At 60.3% G+C, this 18,209-nt stretch carries 16 protein-coding genes; 6 read left to right on the top strand and 10 right to left on the bottom strand.

The window, feature by feature from the left end; translation table 11 throughout:
• Positions 1-61 precede the first annotated feature (61 nt).
• The 5 genes from ACQZ5N_RS14640 to ACQZ5N_RS14620 all read left to right on the top strand — a co-directional run bounded on the left by ACQZ5N_RS14640 (position 62) and on the right by ACQZ5N_RS14620 (position 4,494).
• On the top strand, positions 62-1,294 hold the full coding sequence (locus ACQZ5N_RS14640; protein ID WP_078053305.1) for an ABC transporter substrate-binding protein: 1,233 nt from the start codon (positions 62-64) through the stop codon (positions 1,292-1,294).
• Between the two features lie 115 nt (positions 1,295-1,409).
• Positions 1,410-2,312, top strand: coding sequence for a carbohydrate ABC transporter permease (locus tag ACQZ5N_RS14635; RefSeq protein WP_020811101.1), 903 nt, complete (start codon positions 1,410-1,412; stop codon positions 2,310-2,312).
• Positions 2,309-3,136 (top strand): carbohydrate ABC transporter permease, encoded by an 828-nt coding sequence (locus ACQZ5N_RS14630; RefSeq protein ID WP_065655228.1) that lies wholly within the window; start codon positions 2,309-2,311, stop codon positions 3,134-3,136. Before ACQZ5N_RS14635 ends, ACQZ5N_RS14630 begins: the two co-directional genes overlap by 4 nt.
• Positions 3,133-4,218 (top strand): ABC transporter ATP-binding protein, encoded by a 1,086-nt coding sequence (locus ACQZ5N_RS14625; protein WP_448733294.1) that lies wholly within the window; start codon positions 3,133-3,135, stop codon positions 4,216-4,218. Before ACQZ5N_RS14630 ends, ACQZ5N_RS14625 begins: the two co-directional genes overlap by 4 nt.
• Before the next feature lie 60 nt (positions 4,219-4,278).
• Positions 4,279-4,494 (top strand): hypothetical protein, encoded by a 216-nt coding sequence (locus ACQZ5N_RS14620; protein WP_448733293.1) that lies wholly within the window; start codon positions 4,279-4,281, stop codon positions 4,492-4,494.
• A gap of 19 nt (positions 4,495-4,513) precedes the next feature.
• On the opposite strand, the gene ACQZ5N_RS14615 is transcribed toward ACQZ5N_RS14620, so the two are convergent.
• The 7 genes from ACQZ5N_RS14615 to ACQZ5N_RS14585 all read right to left on the bottom strand — a co-directional run bounded on the left by ACQZ5N_RS14615 (position 4,514) and on the right by ACQZ5N_RS14585 (position 12,644).
• Positions 4,514-5,140 (bottom strand): dual specificity protein phosphatase family protein, encoded by a 627-nt coding sequence (locus ACQZ5N_RS14615; RefSeq protein ID WP_020811105.1) that lies wholly within the window; start codon positions 5,138-5,140, stop codon positions 4,514-4,516.
• Positions 5,141-5,189: 49 nt separating this feature from the next.
• Positions 5,190-6,104, bottom strand: a complete 915-nt coding sequence (locus ACQZ5N_RS14610; protein WP_448733292.1) for an inositol monophosphatase family protein — start codon at positions 6,102-6,104, stop codon at positions 5,190-5,192.
• A 61-nt stretch (positions 6,105-6,165) separates the two neighbouring features.
• Positions 6,166-7,287, bottom strand: coding sequence for an ABC transporter substrate-binding protein (locus ACQZ5N_RS14605; RefSeq protein ID WP_269828772.1), 1,122 nt, complete (start codon positions 7,285-7,287; stop codon positions 6,166-6,168).
• Between the two features lie 49 nt (positions 7,288-7,336).
• Positions 7,337-8,485, bottom strand: coding sequence for an ABC transporter substrate-binding protein (locus tag ACQZ5N_RS14600; protein WP_448733291.1), 1,149 nt, complete (start codon positions 8,483-8,485; stop codon positions 7,337-7,339).
• A 14-nt stretch (positions 8,486-8,499) separates the two neighbouring features.
• Positions 8,500-9,624, bottom strand: a complete 1,125-nt coding sequence (locus ACQZ5N_RS14595; protein WP_448733290.1) for an ABC transporter substrate-binding protein — start codon at positions 9,622-9,624, stop codon at positions 8,500-8,502.
• A gap of 33 nt (positions 9,625-9,657) precedes the next feature.
• Complete coding sequence (locus tag ACQZ5N_RS14590; protein WP_003522023.1) at positions 9,658-10,791, bottom strand: ABC transporter ATP-binding protein; 1,134 nt, start codon at positions 10,789-10,791, stop codon at positions 9,658-9,660.
• A complete protein-coding gene (locus ACQZ5N_RS14585; RefSeq protein ID WP_020811110.1) occupies positions 10,791-12,644 on the bottom strand; it encodes an ABC transporter permease in 1,854 nt (617 codons plus the stop codon). The genes ACQZ5N_RS14590 and ACQZ5N_RS14585 overlap by 1 nt, the downstream gene beginning before the upstream one ends.
• 513 nt (positions 12,645-13,157) lie before the next feature.
• Between ACQZ5N_RS14585 and ACQZ5N_RS14580 the strand changes: the two genes are divergently transcribed.
• On the top strand, positions 13,158-14,144 hold the full coding sequence (locus ACQZ5N_RS14580; protein WP_020811113.1) for a LacI family DNA-binding transcriptional regulator: 987 nt from the start codon (positions 13,158-13,160) through the stop codon (positions 14,142-14,144).
• 48 nt (positions 14,145-14,192) lie between these two features.
• Here the strand turns inward: ACQZ5N_RS14580 and ACQZ5N_RS14575 are convergent, their stop codons facing one another.
• The 3 genes from ACQZ5N_RS14575 to ACQZ5N_RS14565 all read right to left on the bottom strand — a co-directional run bounded on the left by ACQZ5N_RS14575 (position 14,193) and on the right by ACQZ5N_RS14565 (position 18,206).
• Positions 14,193-15,836 (bottom strand): Na/Pi cotransporter family protein, encoded by a 1,644-nt coding sequence (locus tag ACQZ5N_RS14575; RefSeq protein WP_448733289.1) that lies wholly within the window; start codon positions 15,834-15,836, stop codon positions 14,193-14,195.
• A gap of 82 nt (positions 15,837-15,918) precedes the next feature.
• The gene (locus ACQZ5N_RS14570) at positions 15,919-17,604 is read right to left on the bottom strand and encodes a metallophosphoesterase family protein (protein ID WP_448733288.1); all 1,686 of its coding nucleotides are present in this window, start codon (positions 17,602-17,604) and stop codon (positions 15,919-15,921) included.
• Positions 17,598-18,206, bottom strand: coding sequence for a dual specificity protein phosphatase family protein (locus tag ACQZ5N_RS14565; protein WP_448733287.1), 609 nt, complete (start codon positions 18,204-18,206; stop codon positions 17,598-17,600). The genes ACQZ5N_RS14570 and ACQZ5N_RS14565 overlap by 7 nt, the downstream gene beginning before the upstream one ends.
• Between the last annotated feature and the right edge of the window lie 3 nt (positions 18,207-18,209).

The following is an 18,209-nucleotide window of genomic DNA, read 5'->3' as shown; positions in this document are numbered from 1 at the left end:
GGAAACCTTTTGGGAGAAGGTTTTCGAAAATTGCAGAGACGATAACCAAGAGGAGGAGATTATGGGTATCGCGAAATGCATGATGGCCGGCGCATTTTTGCTGGCGGGCGTGTCCGCCGGCGCTATTGCGGCGCAGGCAGAAGATGTGACGTTGACCCTCTGGTCGCTGGATCGCGATATCCAGCCCGCGCCGAACCTTATCAAAGAGTTCAACGCACTCAATAACGGCATCAAGATCGAATACCGGCAATTGCAGTTCGATGATGTGGTAAGCGAATCCATGCGCGCCTATTCCACCGGCAATGCGCCCGACATCATCGCCATCGACAACCCCAACCACGCCATGTTCGCCGCACGCGGCGCCTTTCTCGATGTGACCGACATGATCGCCAAGTCGGATGTCATCAAGACGGAGAATTATTTTCCGGGACCGCTGAAATCGGTGATGTGGGACGGCAAATATTTCGGCGTGCCGAAGGCTACGAATACGATTGCGCTTTATTACAACAAGGACCTGTTCAAGGCCGCAGGGCTGGACGCGGCAAAACCGCCGCAGACCTGGGATGAGCTGGTGGAAGCGGCCCGCAAGCTGACCGACCCCTCGAAGAACATCTATGGCATCAGCTTCAGCGCCAAGGCGAATGAGGAAGGCACCTTCCAGTTCCTGCCCTGGGCGCAGATGGCGGGCGCGACCTACAAGAACATCAATACCGAGGGCGCCGTCAAAGCGCTCGAAACGTGGAAGCTGATGCTGGATGAAAAGCTGGCATCGCCGGATACGCTGACGCGCAGCCAGTGGGACTCCACCGCCACCTTCAACGCCGGCAACGCCGCCATGGTCATTTCCGGTCCATGGGAAATCGACCGCATGCTGAAGGACGCCAAATTCGACTGGGGTGTTGCTTTGCTGCCGGTGCCCACGCCCGACGCCCCCCGGTCTTCGGCCATGGGTGACTATAACTGGGCGATCTTCTCCAAGACGAAACATCCGGAAGAGGCCTTCAAGGCAATCGAGTTCTTCGCCTCTAAGGACAAGGACATGTTCAAGAACTTCGGCCAGTTGCCGGCGCGCTCGGATATTCCGGTTCCGCCGACCGGCAATGCGCTGAAGGATGAGGCGCTGAAGACCTTCGTGGAACAGCTGAAATATGCGCAGCCGCGCGGCCCCTCGCCCGAATGGCCGAAGATTTCCAAGGCGATTCAGGATGCCATTCAGGGTGCGCTTTCGGGACAGATGACGCCGAAAGCCGCGCTCGATCAGGCCGCTGAAAAGATAAAGCTGGTCGAAGGCTGATCTATCTGGGCGAACGGCCGGGTTTCTCCGGCCTCCACCCAAGGGGTTCCTCCCGGTGGGGCTGCCTGTCGCGACAAGCGGCGGCGGCCCCGACTGGAGCTTGCGAGGATGTTTCATGAAAAAACTGTTTTCCAGCCTCAGTGACGGTCGCGGTTTCGATATCGTCCTTGTCGCCTTTCCTTTGGGCTTCCTGTTCGTCATGGCAGGGCTGCCGCTGATCTACAACATCGTCATGAGCTTTCAGGAAGTCGACATGTTCAGTCTGGGCACCTTCGTGCGCCCCTTCGTCGGCTTCAAGAATTATATCGACCTGTTCCGGCAGCCGGAAACATTGCCGATCCTTTTCAACACCGTCACCTTTGTTGTGGCCTCGATTGCCGGGCAATTCGCCATCGGCTTCGGTCTGGCGCTGTTCTTCTGGGTCAATTTTCCCGGCGCCACCTGGCTGCGCGGCCTGTTTCTCGTGTCCTGGGTCATGCCCGGCCTCGTCGTGGGCGCAATCTGGAACTGGATTCTCTCGGGCGATTTCGGCGTGTTGAATTTCTTCCTGCGGGAAAGCGGCCTGATATCGGGCAATATCTTCTGGCGTTCGGATGCGAATTTTTCGCTCTGGGCGGTCGTCATTGCCAATATCTGGCTCGGCACCTCCTTCAACATGATCCTGCTTTCGGTCGGTCTCGCCTCCATCCCCGGCGATCTCTATGAAGCCGCGGAGTTGGACGGCGCCAATGCCTGGCAGCGCTTCTACACCATCACCCTGCCGATGATGCGCTCCACCATCGGTGCGATCGTCTCGCTCGGGCTGATCTTCACGCTGCAGCAATTCGATCTTTTCGCCGCCATTACCGATGGCGGACCGAACAACAGCTCCAACGTGGCGCAATATTGGGCCTGGGACCTGTCGTTCCGGCAATATGATTTCGGCAAGGGCGCTACGATCTCCGTCATCATGATCGTTTTCGTCATGCTGGCCTCCATCGTTTATGTGCGCTCCACACGGCATGAGGTGCGCGGATGAGCATCACGACCCGCAACCGCCTGATGCTGGCCATCGCCATCGTCCTCGCCATCATCTACCTCTTCCCGCTTTACTGGATGTATCTGACCTCGCTCAAAAGCGGCTCGGAAATGTTCGCCAATCCGCCCGCCTTCTGGCCCACGGACCCGCAATGGCAGACCTATGCCTATGTCTGGAACAGCCGCAACATGGGCCGATACCTGTGGAATTCGGTGCTGATCGCTTCGAGCGCGGTGCTGCTGATCACCATTCTCGGCGTCGGCTGCGCCTATGTGCTGGCGCGCTATCGCAATGTCTGGGTGGATATCGGCCTGTTCCTCATTCTCATGCTGCAGGTTCTGCCGGCATCGCTGATGATCACGCCGATCTTCGTCGGCTTCTCGCAATTCGGGCTTCTCGATTATCCGCGCCTGTCGGTCATCCTCGCCATTGCGGCGAAAAGCATGCCCTTCTTCGTGGTGCTTGTGCGCGCCACTTTCATGGCCGTGCCGCAGGAACTGGAAGAGGCGGCGCTGGTGGACGGTAATTCCCGGGTCGGTGCCTTCTTCAACATCGTGTTGCCGCTTGCCAGAAACGGCATTCTCGTCAGCGCCATCCTCATCTTCATGCAGGCCTTCGGTGAGTTCGTCTATTCGAAATCGATGATCCAGGCGGCCGAATTGCAGCCGGCGAGCGTCGGCCTCAATTCCTTCATGGGCCCCAATACCAGCGAATGGAACAACATCATGGCCTATGCGACCATGTATGTGACGCCCATTCTTGCCCTCTTCATTCTCTTGCAGCGCCGCATCGTATCCGGCCTGACATCGGGAGCGCTCAAATGACCCTTCAGATCGAACTTTCCGGCGTCAACAAATATTACGGCGCCTTCCATGCGCTGAAGAACATCAACCTTTCCATCGAGAAGGGCACTTTCGTCGCACTTGTCGGCCCGTCGGGCTGCGGCAAATCCACCCTTCTGCGCTCGCTCGCCGGGCTGGAGACCATATCGGCCGGCGACATGCGCATTGCCGGCACGCTCATGAACGGCGTGCCGCCGCGCAAGCGCGATGTGGCCATGGTGTTCCAGTCCTATGCGCTCTACCCGCATATGACCGTGGAGGAAAATCTCACCTATTCGCTGCGTATGCGCGGCGTGGCGAAGGCCGAGGCCCGCAAGGCGGCGGAAGAAGTCGCCGCCACAACAGGTCTTTCAAAGCTGATGAAGCGTTATCCGCGCGAACTCTCCGGCGGCCAGCGCCAGCGCGTGGCCATGAGCCGTGCGATCATCCGCAATCCGCAGGCCTTTCTGTTCGATGAGCCGCTTTCCAATCTCGATGCGGCGCTGCGCGTCCACATGCGCAAAGAAATCCGCGCGCTGCACGATCGCCTGCATGCCACTTCGGTCTATGTCACCCACGACCAGATCGAAGCGATGACCATGGCCGATCACGTCGTCGTCATGCGCGATGGCCTGATTGAGCAGCAGGGCACGCCGCTGGAACTATACGACCGCCCGGTCAATCGTTTCGTTGCGGGCTTCATCGGCTCGCCGGCCATGAATTTCATTCCGGCGACCGTCAGCCCGGATGGCGCATCCCTTCAGTTCAGCTTCGGCGAAGGCGAACCGCAGCAATCGATCGGGAATCCGGCCTCCCTGCCGCCCGGCAAAGATGTGATCGTCGGCATCAGGCCGGAACATATCCTCCCGGCCGCAGCAGCCGGAGCGGCATTGGTGCTGCCGGTTTCCGCCGTGGAAACGACCGGTTCGGCCACCTTTCTCACCACGGGAACCTCCACCGAACTGGTCATCGCGGTGCAGGGACGCAGCGCAGTCAAAGCCGGTGAAACGATCGGCCTCGACATCGACCCTTCCGATATGCATTTGTTCGATGCGGAAACAGGCGTCGGCCTCCTGACCCGCTGAACGGCGGTTTTGCCGGCTGTTTCCTGCGCCGGCAAACACGAAGCGTGGAGTCGAATGACCATGAACGGGAAAACGGCGTTCCTTATCGGCGCGGCCATCCTCATCGGTCTTGTCATCGTCCAGCTCAAGGATGTCCACATCGCCATCGGGGAACGCGCCATGGGAGGCTATGACGGTTCGAGCAACCCGGAAGCGGCCTCCCGCGCCGAGCGGGAAGCAAAGGAGGCCGCCGCGCGTGCCGAGGCCGCGGCAAACGCGCTGGAGCCGCAAAACTGACCAGACAGTCTTCCGCCTTTCAATGCGCGGCGTCGATCATGGCAATCCAGCCGGCGGCCCGGCGCGCAGCATCCGCAAGCACGGGTTTCGGCGCCTTATACCATTCGTTCTCCGGCAACTCGCGTTTCAGGCGAACGAAGCCGATGGCGTCATCCAGCGTCGGAAACTCCGTTGGCAACGTGAGATGCAGGAAAAGCGCAACGACGGCGACGGAACGCGAACGTCCGCCCCGGCAATTGATGAGCACGTTGCCACGCTCCCGCCGGGGATAGGAGGGCTTGTCGGGCAATATCTGCTCCAGCGCCGCTCGCAGGATATAATGGGCCGCAACCATCTGGGTATCGGGATTTCCGCTCCCGTCGATCAGGCCAATCTTGTAGTAGCGGATTTCGCCCGGCCCATAGACGCTGCCTTCGTGGTCGGAAACGACCTGTGACTGCTCCACGAAATTGAAATCCAGATTGACGGCGCAATTGACGACGGTGGTAATGCCGTTCTGGCGTAGAAGATTGAGGTCGCTCGCCCCCTCCTTGCCGGAAATGAAGAGATCGACGCCGTAAAGCGGATGCTGCTCATAGATGCGGCTGAGCTTCGGCAGCTCGCCTGTTTCTTGCTCTCGGAATGGGGTCGGTTGCGATTGCGGCATGTCATGTTCTCCATCGGCGCCTATACGGCCGCCGTCATCTATTGCGTCTTCAGGCCTTCGCGGCCGACTGGTTCAGTCGTATCGCCGCATTGGCGATGCGGCTTTCGGATATGGATCGCGCCACCCGCTGCAATGTCGGATAGCTGGCCCCCTCACCCGTGGCGATATAGCCCGGGCAAAGGAAATCGGCGGAACCTTCCGCCACCTTTCCGAGGGTCAGCGGCTCATAGGTTCCGCCGGCGTTTTTGAGAATGAGAATGGCGGCTGCCACATCCCAGGCATTGACGCCGAAACCGGCGGCCGCATCCGTCCAGCCGGCCGCGACATGGGCAATGCTGAGCGCAGCGCTGCCGGGCCGACGCAATGTCGAAAAGGTCTCAGTGAGAGTGCCAAAATTGGCGAGCGCCGCTTCCCGCCCATCCAGCCGGAAATCGCGCGAGACGGGATAGCCTGTGATGAGAGTCGCCCGCGTCTCATCTGCAACGCTGCGGGAATGCAGCCTTTCGCCATCAAGATAGGAGGTTTTGAGATCGGCGGAAAACATCTGGTCCGCCACGGGATCGTAAACCACGCCCGCGACGGCTTCTCCATCGATGACGGCAGCGATGGACACGCACCAGAAAGCAAGGCCGCGGGCGAAATTTGCCGTGCCGTCGATGGGGTCGACATACCATTGCACCTCACCGCTACCGATCTGGCCGCCCTCCTCGCCCATGATCGCCGAATTGGGCTCCCGTTCGAGAATGACGGCGCGGATGGCAGCCTCGGCGCGCTTGTCATGGATGGTCACGATATCGTGGAGATCGACCTTGTAGTCCACCGCCATATCCGACCGAAACGCCGCCAGCAGCGGATCGCGCACGGCACGCGCCGCCGTTTCCGCGATCTTCATCAACCGCACAGAGCGGGAAAACGCATCCTCGTCTCCAGGTTTCCGTTCGCTCAATGAGGTCTGCATCGGCATGTCCAGTCCGTTCGTTCGCAAAAAGGAGGAGGCGGCGCGGCACGGGCCGCGCCAGCCGGGGTTATTTCGTATAGTTGACGCGCCAGAAATCCTGCCATTCCTCGCGGCGGTCGAAATCATCGAGACCGGTGGCGGAATCGTAGCCCATCAGCCGGTCGGCGACCTTCATCAGCCCCGAAGGCTCGTCATCCGGCATCTTGATGTCGGTATTGGTCGGCAGCTTGCCGTCCTTCATCTGCGGGGCGATGCCCTCTTCCGTCAGGACGTAATGGATAAAGAGCTTGGCCGTGTTCGGGCTTCTGGTCTTGGAGGCCATCAGGCCGAGCTTGATATAGGTCCAGCCGACCCAGGGATCGAGATCGGTGCAGAGGCCGAGCTTGTAGCCCTTGTCGGCATTGTCGCGAAACTTGGCCGAACTCAGCAGGCCGAAGAAGGGCTGCTTCTGGCCGGGGGCGCCCACCGCCTCCGCCACCGGGTCGTCGCCATCCGTGGCGAGCGGACCATTCGCGGCCAGCGCCTTGATCCAGGCGGCTGCGGCCCCCTTTTCCTCCATCTCCTTGCCGGAATGGGCCTTGTAGGCTGCCGCCACCTTTTCATTGCCGTGGGCTTCAAGCTGGTTGAACCAGTCCGTATAGGTGCTCTTGCTGAGCGGATCGACCATGGCGACCTTGCCTTTCCATTTCGGCTCGGTCAGTTCCCAGATATTCGTCACCGGGCATTTGTCATAGGCTTCGGTATTATAGGCCCAGACGTTGGCATTGGTGGAAATGGCCAGCGGGTTTTGAAACTGCGCCGGGATTTTAGAGGTCATGTCGCCCGGCAAATAATTCTCGACGAAACCTGCCGGCAGAAGCTGGGCGAGCGCCGATGGCGCATCGGTAATCAGCACCACATCGCCCTGCACATTGTTCGACTGGCTTTCGCGGATAATCATCTCCAGCTGGCTATTGGCGGAAACCTTCACTCCCGTCGCCTTCAGCCCGTATTTGGCGCTGAATTTATCGGCCATCTCAACGATCTTGCCAGTGCTGTCATAGATGTTGATCGGCTTCTCCTGCTTCGCAGCCGCAAGAACAGCATCGAGATCGAAAGTCTCTTCAGCCGCGGCGGTGAGTGCGGAAACGCCCATAATCGCTGCAGCTGCGGCCATGGCCGAGGCGGTCCTCAAATTGGTTCTTCGCATCGTTTCCCCTCCCAAGGAAAAGACAGGCGGGCTCGCACCCGCCTTCCGTTTATTTTTTGTAGTTCACACGCCAGAAATCCTGCCAGCCTTCGCGCTTGTCGAGATCGTCGGCCGCCGTTGCGGCGTCGAAAGCCATCAACTCATCGAGATGATTGGCGACCTTCGAGGGCTCATCCGCCGGCAGGGCTATTTTCATATTGCCGGAGAGTTTGCCGTCAGCGGTCTGCGGCGCGATGCCTTCTTCCGTCATCAGGTAATGCAGGAAAAGCTTCGCCGCATTAGGGCTTTTCGTTTGCCCGGCAATCAGCCCGAAACCGGGATAGAGAAAACCGGAAAAGGGCTTTACGCCGCTGCAAAGACCGAGCTCCAACCCCTTGGCCTCGTTGTCACGATACTTCGCTACCGAAGTGATGACGAAGAAGGGATCGGCCTGCCCCGGCGCACCGGCCGCATCCGCCACCGAACTCGAATCCGTCAGCAGCGGCGCATTTTCGGCAAAGGCTTTCACCCAGGCCGCCGTTGCGCTTTTTTCGCCCGTCTCCAGCTTCTTGCCGTAAAGGTCCTCATAGGCCCTGGCGACATCGGCATCGTGATGGGTTTCGATCTGATTGAACCAGTCGGCATAAAGCGGCTTGTCGAAGAGATCGAGCATGGCCAGCTTGCCCTTCCACCGCGGCTCCGTCAGCTGCCAGATATTGTTGACCGGGCACGTATCGTATTTCTCGGTATTGTAGGTAAACACATGCGGGTCCGAGACGACGACCAGCGGATCGCGCAGCTTTTGCGGAATATCGCCTTCCATATCCGGCGGTGACCAACTGGTGGCGATGCCTTCCGGCAAAAGCTCCCCCATGGCGGAGGCGACATCGGTTGCGACGCTGACATCGCCGACGACATTGCCGGCCCGATGCTCGCGGATCATCAGCTCAACCTGCGTCGCCTCGTTCACCTTCTTGCCGCTCGCCTGCACGCCGTATTTGGCGGTGAAGGCCTGCGCGGTATCAACGATCTTGCCGGTCACCGCATAAACGGTGATCGGCTTTTCCTTCTTCGCAGCATCGATGAGCGCATCGAGATTAAAAGCGTCCTGCGCATACACGGCCCCGCTGAGTGCCAGCGAGAAGCCAAGGCAAATTGCGGAGGCGGTCCCCCGCCGCCTGCGCTCATTGCCATTCTTGTTCTGAGTAGTGATCGTCACCAAGTGCTCCCCCGTTATTTTTTGTAGTTCACGCGCCAGAAGTCCTGCCAGGTTTCGCGCGCATCCCAGTCGTCAAGGCTGGTGGCCATGCTGTAGGGCAGGATGTCATTAAGAACCGCGCCGATACCCGAAGGCTCGTCGGCAGGCAGGCTCACCTCCTTGTTCGTCGACATCTTGCCGTCGATTGCCTGCGGCGCGATGCCTTCAGCGGTCATGATGTAGTGAATGAAGAGCTTCGCCGCGTTCGGGCTGTTAGTGCCCTTGGTAATCAGGCCGACGCCCGGATAAAGCCAGCCGGCCCACGGCTTCAGCTCCTTGCAGAGGCCGAGTTTCATTCCCTTCTCGGCATTGTCACGGAACTTGGCCGAGCTGATGAGGCCCATGAACGCGTCCTTCTGGCCGGGCGAACCCACGGCTTCGGCGGCCGCCGCATCGGCGTCGGTCAGCAGCGGGGCGTTGGCGGCAAGTGCCTTTACCCAGGCTGCGGTCGCGCTCGTCTCTGCTGTTTCGAGATCCTTGCCATAGAGCGCCTTGTAGGCGGCTTTCACCTCGCCATCGCCGTGCTTGGCCATCTGGTTGAACCAGTCGACATAGGATGCCTTGCCGAGCGGATCCTGCATCGCCACCTTGCCCTTCCACTTCGGGTCGGTCAGTTCCCAGATGTTGGAAACGGGGCATTTGTCGAAAAGCTCACTGTTATAGGCCCAGACATTGGCGCTGGTGACGACGGTAAGCGGGTCCTGATATTCCGGGGGAATATTGCCGGCCATATCCGGCGGCAGCCAGCTTTCGACGAAACCGAGCGGAATAAGCTGCGCCATTGCCGCAGGCGCGTCGCTGATGATCGAGACATCGCCCTGAATATTGTTGGCGCGCGCCTCGCGGATGATCATCTCCAGCTGGGCCGAGGCCTTCACCTTCGCGCCCTCTGCGCCGACACCATATTTTGCCGCGAAGTTCTTCGCCATTTCGACGATCTTTCCCGTGCTGTCATAGACGGTGATCGGCTTTTCCTTTTTCGCCGCCTCGATCAGGGCATTGAGGTCGAAAGGTTCTCCCGCCTTCGCCGCGCCGCCAAGCGTTGCGGCGATCGCCGTTGCGCATAACAGCTGGCTCAGGCCCGTCATTGTCCGCTTCATACTGCTTCTCCTTCAGCCGTCTCGGCGGCGTTTTCAGTTGTAGGTGCTGTTGCGCAGAACGGCGTCCGCCTCGGTGATGCGCTGCCCCCTCACGTCAAAGGCGTGCAGGGCCTCGGGCGGCACGTGGAAAAACACGCGGTCGCCGCTGTCGATACGCGGCAGGGAATGGGTGGTCAGGAACAACGTGTGGTTCTCGCTTCTGAGTTCGAGAATCCAGCTGCCGCCGGTCGGCAGCACGCCGGTCACCGTCATCTCGCCGGAGAAGCTGCCCTGCGGCACATCCTCGGGCTTCATCGCATAACCCATCGCCTCTGGCCGCATGCCGATCGAGGCGATGCCGCGCAGTTGCGGATAACGCGTTGCGAAATAGGCTTCCGCCCTGTCGGCTATATCCGACACGCCGGGCTGGCCGAAGGTCAGGATATTGATCGGCGGGCTTCCCACGAATTCGGCGACGAAACGATTGGCCGGACGGTCATAGATATCGTTCGGCGTGCCCATCTGCTGCAGCGTGCCCTCGTTCATGACGGCGATGGTGGTGGCAAGCGTCATGGCTTCCCACTGGTCATGCGTCACGAAGACAATGGTGGTCTTGAACTCCTTGTGCAGCCGCTTCAGCTCGGCGCGCATTTCCAGCCGCAGCCGGGCATCCAGATTGGAGAGCGGCTCATCGAGAAGCAGAACGCCCGGATTGACCGCAAGCATGCGGGCGAGCGCCACGCGCTGCTGCTGTCCGCCGGAAAGCTGCGACGGATAGCGGTCGCGATACTTGGCGATATCGAGCGCCTGCATGACGCGCTCCACCCGTGCTTCGCGCTCCGCTTTCGGCAGCTTGCGCAGGCGCAGACCGAAATCCGTGTTGCGCTCAATGGTCAGATGCGGCCACAAAGCATAGCTCTGGAAAACGAGGCCCATTTCACGTTTTTCCGGCGGCACGAAGATGCCTTCGGTAACGGAATCGATCACCCGGTCGCCGACGCGGATTTCCCCGCCGGAGAGGTTTTCAAGGCCGGCGATCATGCGCAGCGTCGTGGTCTTGCCGCAGCCGGAAGGGCCGAGCAGACACATGAACTCGCCGTCGCGAATTTCGAGATCGAGATCGGAAACCGCATTTGCGGAGTTCACGCCATAGTTTTTCTGCGCACCGCGCAGGTTGATGGTAGGCATCAGCTTCCAAGTCCTTCTGCAAGATTTGTGCGGGTCAGCTTCTGGGCCAACAGCGTGCCGAAATAGGCGATGGCGGCGATGATCAGCACCACGGCGTTGGCGGCCTGCGTGTAGTGGTAGTCGACCAGCCGCAGCGAATAGGTGGTCAGAACATCCGTGCTCGGCACGGCGAGGATCACGAAGAGGCTCAAGCCCTTGATGCCCGAAATGAAGGGCAGGAGAACCCCGGTCACCAGCGATCCCTTCTGGATCGGGATAACGATGGAGATCATGCGGCGGAACCAGCCCGCGCCGGCGATCTGCGCCGCCTCTTCCGGATCCTTTCCAAGCTGCGTCATTGCTGAAATGCCGGCGCGCGAGGCATAGGGCATCTGGTCGGCAATCAGCGCCAGGATGAGGATCGTCACCGTGCCATAAAGCGCCGGCATCGGCCCGCGCGGAACGGCAAAGAGCGACAGATAGGCGGCGGCAAAAGCGATGCCGGGCACGAGATAAGGCAGGAACGTCACCTGTCGCAGATAGACCGACAGGGCCCGCACCGGTGTGCGGATGACGACATAACCGACAAGCAGGCCGAGAATACCGGATGTGAGCGAGGCAAGACCGACGATCATCATCGTGTTTTTCGCGGCTGCCCACAGATCGGGGCTCAGGAGCACGCCGGTCTGCAAAGCCACCGTGTTGAGATTGCTGCCGATCCAGTAATCGAGCGTGAAGTTGTCGAACGTGAAGCGGGCCGGCATTTTCATGACGGTCGAAAGCGCCAGGGTCAGAAGCGGCAGACCGACGCTGAGGATGAAGATGGCAGCCGCAAAGCCGGTTGCCGGAAGCCGCATCTTGCCGAGACGGCTCTGCCGGTTCATCGAACCCTTCGAACCGATGGTCACGAAACGGCGGGCTTCGCGAACGAGCCGGGCGTCGATCATGAGCGTAATGATGCCGATGAGCATGATCGAGGCCGCAACGACGCCGGCAACGCCGGTCTGGCGCGAGGCGATGCTGCGAAACAGCGAGGTCGACAGGACTTCGAACTTCACGGGCAGCCCGAGAACATAGGGTACGCCGAACTCACCGAGGCACTTCGCAAAGATCAGCACCATGGAAGAAAGCAGCGCCGGGCGCATCAGCGGCAGGATGACCTGCAACGCCACCTGATAACGATGGGCGCCGAGAATGCGGGCGGAATCTTCAAGCTGCGAATCGAAGCGGCGAAGCGCCGAACCGAACAGCAGGATGACGAAAGGCGTGTAGTGCAGGGCAAGGATAATGGTGATCGGGAAGCGCCCATAAGCCACCCAATCCGGCGGAGTGAGGCCTATCGCCTCGAACCAGCCGGGCTGACCGCCAACGGTGCGATTTTTAAACAGCGTCGTCCAGGCAAGCGCAAAGGTCCAGGCCGGCAGCATATAGGGCACGATCAAGGCGGTGGCGAACCAGCGACGGCCGAACATGTCCGTCCGGCTGATAAGCCAGGCGAGCACGGTGCCGATGACGAGCGAAAGCGCAATCGCCCCGAATGCCACGGTCAGCGTATTGAAGAGCGGACGCCAGAAAAGATCCGATGCGACCGGCGAAAAAAACGCCCTGTCGAGATAATAAAGCGTGAGATCGCCGACATCCTTGCCGAGACGCCGTTCGTGGCCGAACTGGACGCGGACGGCGTCGAGAATGATCGAAATGATCGGAACGACGATCAGATAGGTGAAAAGCAGCGCCGTCAGGACGCCGATCAGCGTCGTCGGTTCCCTGAGCGCGACCTTGAGACGATACCGCCAGGCCTGCCATGCCGAAGGCGCGGTCGCCGGGGGACTTCCCAGCGCTTCCGCCTTCGTCGATTCGCTTAAAAGAGCCATTATCTCTCCCCATATGGCCACGCAATTGCCGCCACACGCCGGCAAGCACCCGCCTTCGCGCGACCCGCGGAACAGGCGGCGCGTGCGTTGACCTTCAGCAATGCGTCAATGCTTCACAAGCGGGCGTCCAGCCCACAAATAACGATGATCCAGCTCCTCCCGAAAACATCGCCGGCAAGGCTGATGTAGAATAAAAATTCTATATCTTCCTTAACCTTGGAATGCATGATCCGTCTTAAAAGACATTTTGTCAATGAAAAAATGCACACGTGATCACTAACTTATTTATTTGTTTTAAAATAGTTTTTTGTCACAAAACTGTAATTTTTGAACGAGCTTGCATGGGAAATGTTTTTCCCCTGCATGGCGACAATGGAACGGATGAGACATTTTCCTGGAATGCGGGCGGCCTTTTCTCAGCGTGGCCGAGCACAGGTGAAAAATTTCAATTGGAATAGCCGACATCATATGGCCTGTGATATCAGGCATAGGATTTCGCAACGGGGGAGTTGAATGGCGAGAGGGTTCGTGACGGCCGAAGAAGTGGCGAAAAAGGCCGGGGTTTCGCGCTCCGCCGTCTCGCGTACCTTCACACCCGGCGGCAGCGTATCGAAGGCCGTCCGGCGCAAGGTACTGAAAGCCGCGCAGGAACTCGGCTACCGCGTCAACCGGCTGGCGCAGGGCCTCAACAATGACCGCTCCAATCTCATCGGGGTCGTCGGCGCCAACCTCAGCTCTCCCTTCATTTCAAAGCAGCTCGATCTCCTCAGTATCGGCCTTCTGCGTCGTGGCCTGCAATGCCTGCTGCTGAATGCGGCGGATGCCCGCAAGGACATTGCGCCGCTGATCGAGCTTCTCTTCGAATTCCGTGCGCAGGCCATCGTCGTTCTCTCCGGCGAACCGCCGGCCTCGATCGTCGATGAATGCATCGCCAATGGCGTGCGGCTCATTCTCATCAATCAGCGTCTTGATCGCACCGATACGAATATGGTGCTGAGCGACGATTCGCGCGGCGCCGATCTTGCTGCCATGCGGCTTGTGGAAGCGAAATGCAAAAAGGTCGCGGTTATTTCCAGCGGTAGCCAGACGCCGGCACAGTTGCGCCGCGCCGCCGCCTTTACCCAGCGCATGACCATCGAAGGCATCGAGGTCGTTCCATGGTCCGGCGGGCCGACGAGCTATGACAGCGGTTATCAGGCCGGCTGCGAGTTGCTATCCGACAAGACGATAGACGGCGCCTTCTGCGTGACCGATCTGCTGGCGCTCGGTTTCATGGACGCCGCGCGGCTGGAAATGGGCCGCCGGGTGCCGGAAGATCTCTCGATTGTCGGCTTCGACGATATTCCGCAGGCGGGCTGGAAAAGCTACCAGCTGACCACCGTTGCCCAATCCTTCGACGCATTGACCGAGAAGGTTTTAACCGCGCTCGATAGCGATGAACCGGAAACCCGGCTTCAGGTCGTACCCGTTTCCATGGTCGAGCGTATCACCGCGCGCTAGAGCAAATGCATTCCAGGCATAAGCCGCCATGCAGCTTTACCATATCCCCTAACCGACCTGCTTGATGCGGCTTTCGATAAGAAGGCCGCTTTCATCGAGGATCGGATGGGCGACGGCGGCAATATGGGCGTTGATGCGTTTCAGATCGCGCAACATGTCGAGATGCACCGAGCTGGTCTGAATGCTGTCAGCCCGCCCGTCGCGCAGGCGCTGGAGATGGCGCTCCGACGACTGCTTTTCGAGGCGCCGCACATCTTCCTTCACCTCCACCAGCCGGCGTGCAAGCGCGGCATTGCGGGTTGCGAAGACGGATTGCGCCATGCGGATATTGTCGAGAGTGACGGTAAAAAGACGCTCTAGCTCGCTCTTGCCATCATCGGAAAACCGCAGTCCGAGATCGATCTTCTTGGCGATTTCCGGGCGGATGCCTTTCTCGATGATATCGCCGATATGTTCGAGATTGATGGCATATTCGACGATATCCATCGCACGCCTCTGGTCTTTCCCGCTCAAGCCGTCCTGCCCCACCTTCGAGACATAGACCTTAATGTCGTGCTGTATCCGGTCGACCCGGCCTTCCAGCGCGCTGATATCATTGAGTTTCGCAACGTCGCTGTCACGCATGGCCTCGCCCGCCTGCCGCAGCATGCGCTCGATCAGATCGCCGACCAGCAGGACCTCGCGGCTCGCGCCGGCAAGAGCGGCAACCGGCTGATCGAGATCGTGGCTGTCGAGATAGCTGCGATGACTTTCGCTTTTCTCTTTTTCCGGAAACAGCGCCGTCGTTACCCGCAGCAACAGCGGCGAGAGCGGCCAGGCGATGGCGGCGACGGCCAGGTTGAAGAAAAGATGCGCATCGACCGCAAGATTGGCGTGCAAGAAAGGCGACATCTCCAACAGCGCAGCGCCATATCCGGCAAGAGGCAGCGCCGCGAGACAGCCGATTGCCCTGACGATGAGGTTACCGACGGCCACCCGGCGCGCTGCAACCGGTACTTTCAGCGTCGCCAGCACCGGCGGCACCGCGCCGCCGAGATTGGCGCCGAGCACCAGAACGATCACGAGGCTCGTTTCAACCCCGCCGCTTGCGGCAAGCGACAGAATGAGAACGACAATCGCCAGACTGGAGGAGGCGAGCGCGGCCAATACGGCGGAGAAGATCAGCGCCACCGGCCAGGCATTGCCGAGCATGCCGATGAAGAGACCGAGCACCGGCGATTGCCTTATGGGATCTGTCGCAGCCGAAAGAAGATGCAGCGAAAGCAGCATCAGGCCGACACCGGCGAGCGCCGCACCGGCCCCCTGCGGTTGCACCGATTTCCCGCGTGACAGGACAACACCGGCAAGGATGAGCATCGGCGACAGCCAGCCAAGCCCAAGCGCCACAATCCAGGCGGTCATCGCCGTGCCGACATTGGCCCCGAGCAACACGATCTGCGCCATGGCCGGCGCGATGAGGTCCTTTTCGACGAAGGAGGCGACCATCAACGCCGTGGCGGTCGAACTCTGCAGGGCGATTGTCGCCACGAGACCGGCGATGAAAGAACGAAACCCACCCCGCGTGCCGGCCGCAAGGCCGGTGCGAAGACGGGCGCCGAAGGCGCGCGACATTCCGTCCTTGATTTGCCCAAGGCCGAAAAGCAGCAGCGCCACTGCGCCGAACAGATTGATGCTGACCACGACAGATTCCATCGGATCACCCCGCTTGTCATCCTCGCCGCCGGTCTGGGTTCAGCCCCAGCATGGCGGCCGCGCTTGTTGCAAACACCTCAGATCAAACCGCAACCCGTTCACGCTGCGGTACAAGCCCAAGCTCCAGATCGCGCGGGCTGCCTTCGGCACGCTCGAGAAACAGGCCGAGGGCTCCGAAGAAGATTTCGAGAAAGCTTTCGACCGAACCATCGTGATGATCCGGCTCTCGGCCGAAGCGCTCCGCCAGCATTCGGTAAAGGGAAAGCCGTTGCGGCGCGATGTGCGGCAGCGCCAGACCTGCGCCCTGGCGCAGGCAATACCAGTCGGCAATCAGTTCGAACATCGGCAGGTCCAAGGAAAGGACAGCAGCATCGGACGAAGATCGGCCTTCCCCTCCAAGCAGGCCGAGAACCTCCCGAACGCTTTTATCGGCGATTGCCGTAACAACCTCGGCCGGCCATTCCTTGGGGAAATAACGGTGCCTGATCAGCGCCCGCTTGTGGCCCAGCAGAAATTCACCGTAATTGCCGGCGGCAAAAGCCAGGTCGTTCGCCTCGCCCGCCAGTGCTGTCTCCTGCGCGTAACCATCGCAAATGCGGCCATTGACCGGCAGGGCAGCCATCTCCACCGTCTCGACAAGGATTGCCTGCCGCGACGGGTGAACGACCTTGAAGGCGGGTGGAAAGGCGACGAGCGACGGCACGGCGATATTGGTGAGCGAGTTTTCGCCTTCCCCGCGACGGGTCACGCCTTCCACGTGCAGGTGCCCGCTGAAATGAACGGCAAGCCCGGCCTGTAACAGCGCATCCTCCACCGCCTTGCGAGGCGTGCGGCGCACGACATTGGTTTGACCGAACAGGGCGCCTTCCGCACCGCTTGCGCCATCGAAAGGATCGAGCGCCGGATAGTGGGAAAAGCCGAGCAATGTCTTGCCGTGCAGCTCCGCCCTGCGGCGCACATCAGCGATCCAGTCGATGAGGAAGGGCTTGCAGCGCAAAAGCGCATTCCAGCCACCGGAGGTGCTGTCGATGAAAGCCGCCTCCTCGCCCGCTTCGAATTCACCATCGAGCGGCTCGAAAATATTGGCGTCGATCATCAGCAGCCACAGACCCGGCTCCGGTTCGACCAGATAGGAGGCATCCATCAGGCGGTAGACATTGCGCCCATCGGGTGAACGCACCGTGTACAGCCGGTCCTCCGGCGCATCGGAAACACCGAAGGGGGTTTCCCAATGCAGATAATCCGGCTGGCGGAAATAACCGAAAGCCGCCATCGGGCCAAGACCTGCAGGATAGCCTTCGCAATACATCCCGTCGCTCACGACGACGCGCTCACCGGCCCGCCGCGCATCGCTTGAAACGGAAAGGCATTTGCCGTTCTCCGTCAGAAACTCCTTGGTATGGTGCCGGCCGCGCGGTCCGAAAATATCGTGGTTTCCGGGCAATGCGTAGAAGACCGTGCCGTGGGCGTCGCTATGGCGCTGCAGGATGCCCTTCAGCGTTTCGGTCGTCACCCGCTGGCCATCATCGGTATAGTCGCCAAGCAGCACCACATGGCGAATGCCGCGCTGCCGCACCTCCTCCAGCGCCGCATGCAATGCATCGGCGCTTTCGTTGAAAACCCGGGTGGATTCACGCGTATCCGACCAGCTGCGCATGGTGATGCGCTGGCCATCGATTTCGATGCCGGGAAATCCGAAATCGGCTGCCGTGTCATGGAAATGCGCGTCTGCGATGACGGCAACGGAGGGAAGCGTGCGTGTCAGCATGGTTGAGCGGTCTTTCTGCCCTCGACCATGTCGATCCAGTCGGAAGCACGGCGGGCGGCGGCGTAAAGCATCGGTTTCGGCGTCTCGAACCATTCGTCAGGCCGCAATTCCCGCTTCGTGCGGATCACGGCCAGCGCATCGTCGAGGGTCGGATAGAAATCCGGCTGCTGCTTGTGCAGGAAAAGCGCCACCAGTGAGACGGAACGGCTGCGGCCGCTGCGGCAATTGACGAGCACATTGCCGCCATCAGCAAAGGGATAGGTTTCCCGCTTCGGCATGGTCTGGCGAAGCGCGCCATCGAGAATGTAATAGGCGCCCAGCATCATGGTGTCGGGGCTGCCCTCGCCATCGATAAGGCCGAGCTTGTAATAACGGATATCGCCATAACCCACGGCGCGCCTGTCGCCCTTTTCCGCCACCGCCTGCACGAGATTGATATCCAGATTGACGGCGCAATTGACGACGGTGGTGATGCCATGCCGGCGCAGGAGCCCGAGATCGCTCGCACCATCGCTGCCGCCAATGTAAAGCGCGGCATTGTGCGGGCCGAGCCCTTCCGCAATCAGACTGATTGCAGGCCGGGCATAAACGGGTCCATCCATTTC

The organism is Agrobacterium sp. 22-221-1, from assembly GCF_053522445.1.
This window is presented reverse-complemented; position numbering and strand designations above follow the sequence as displayed.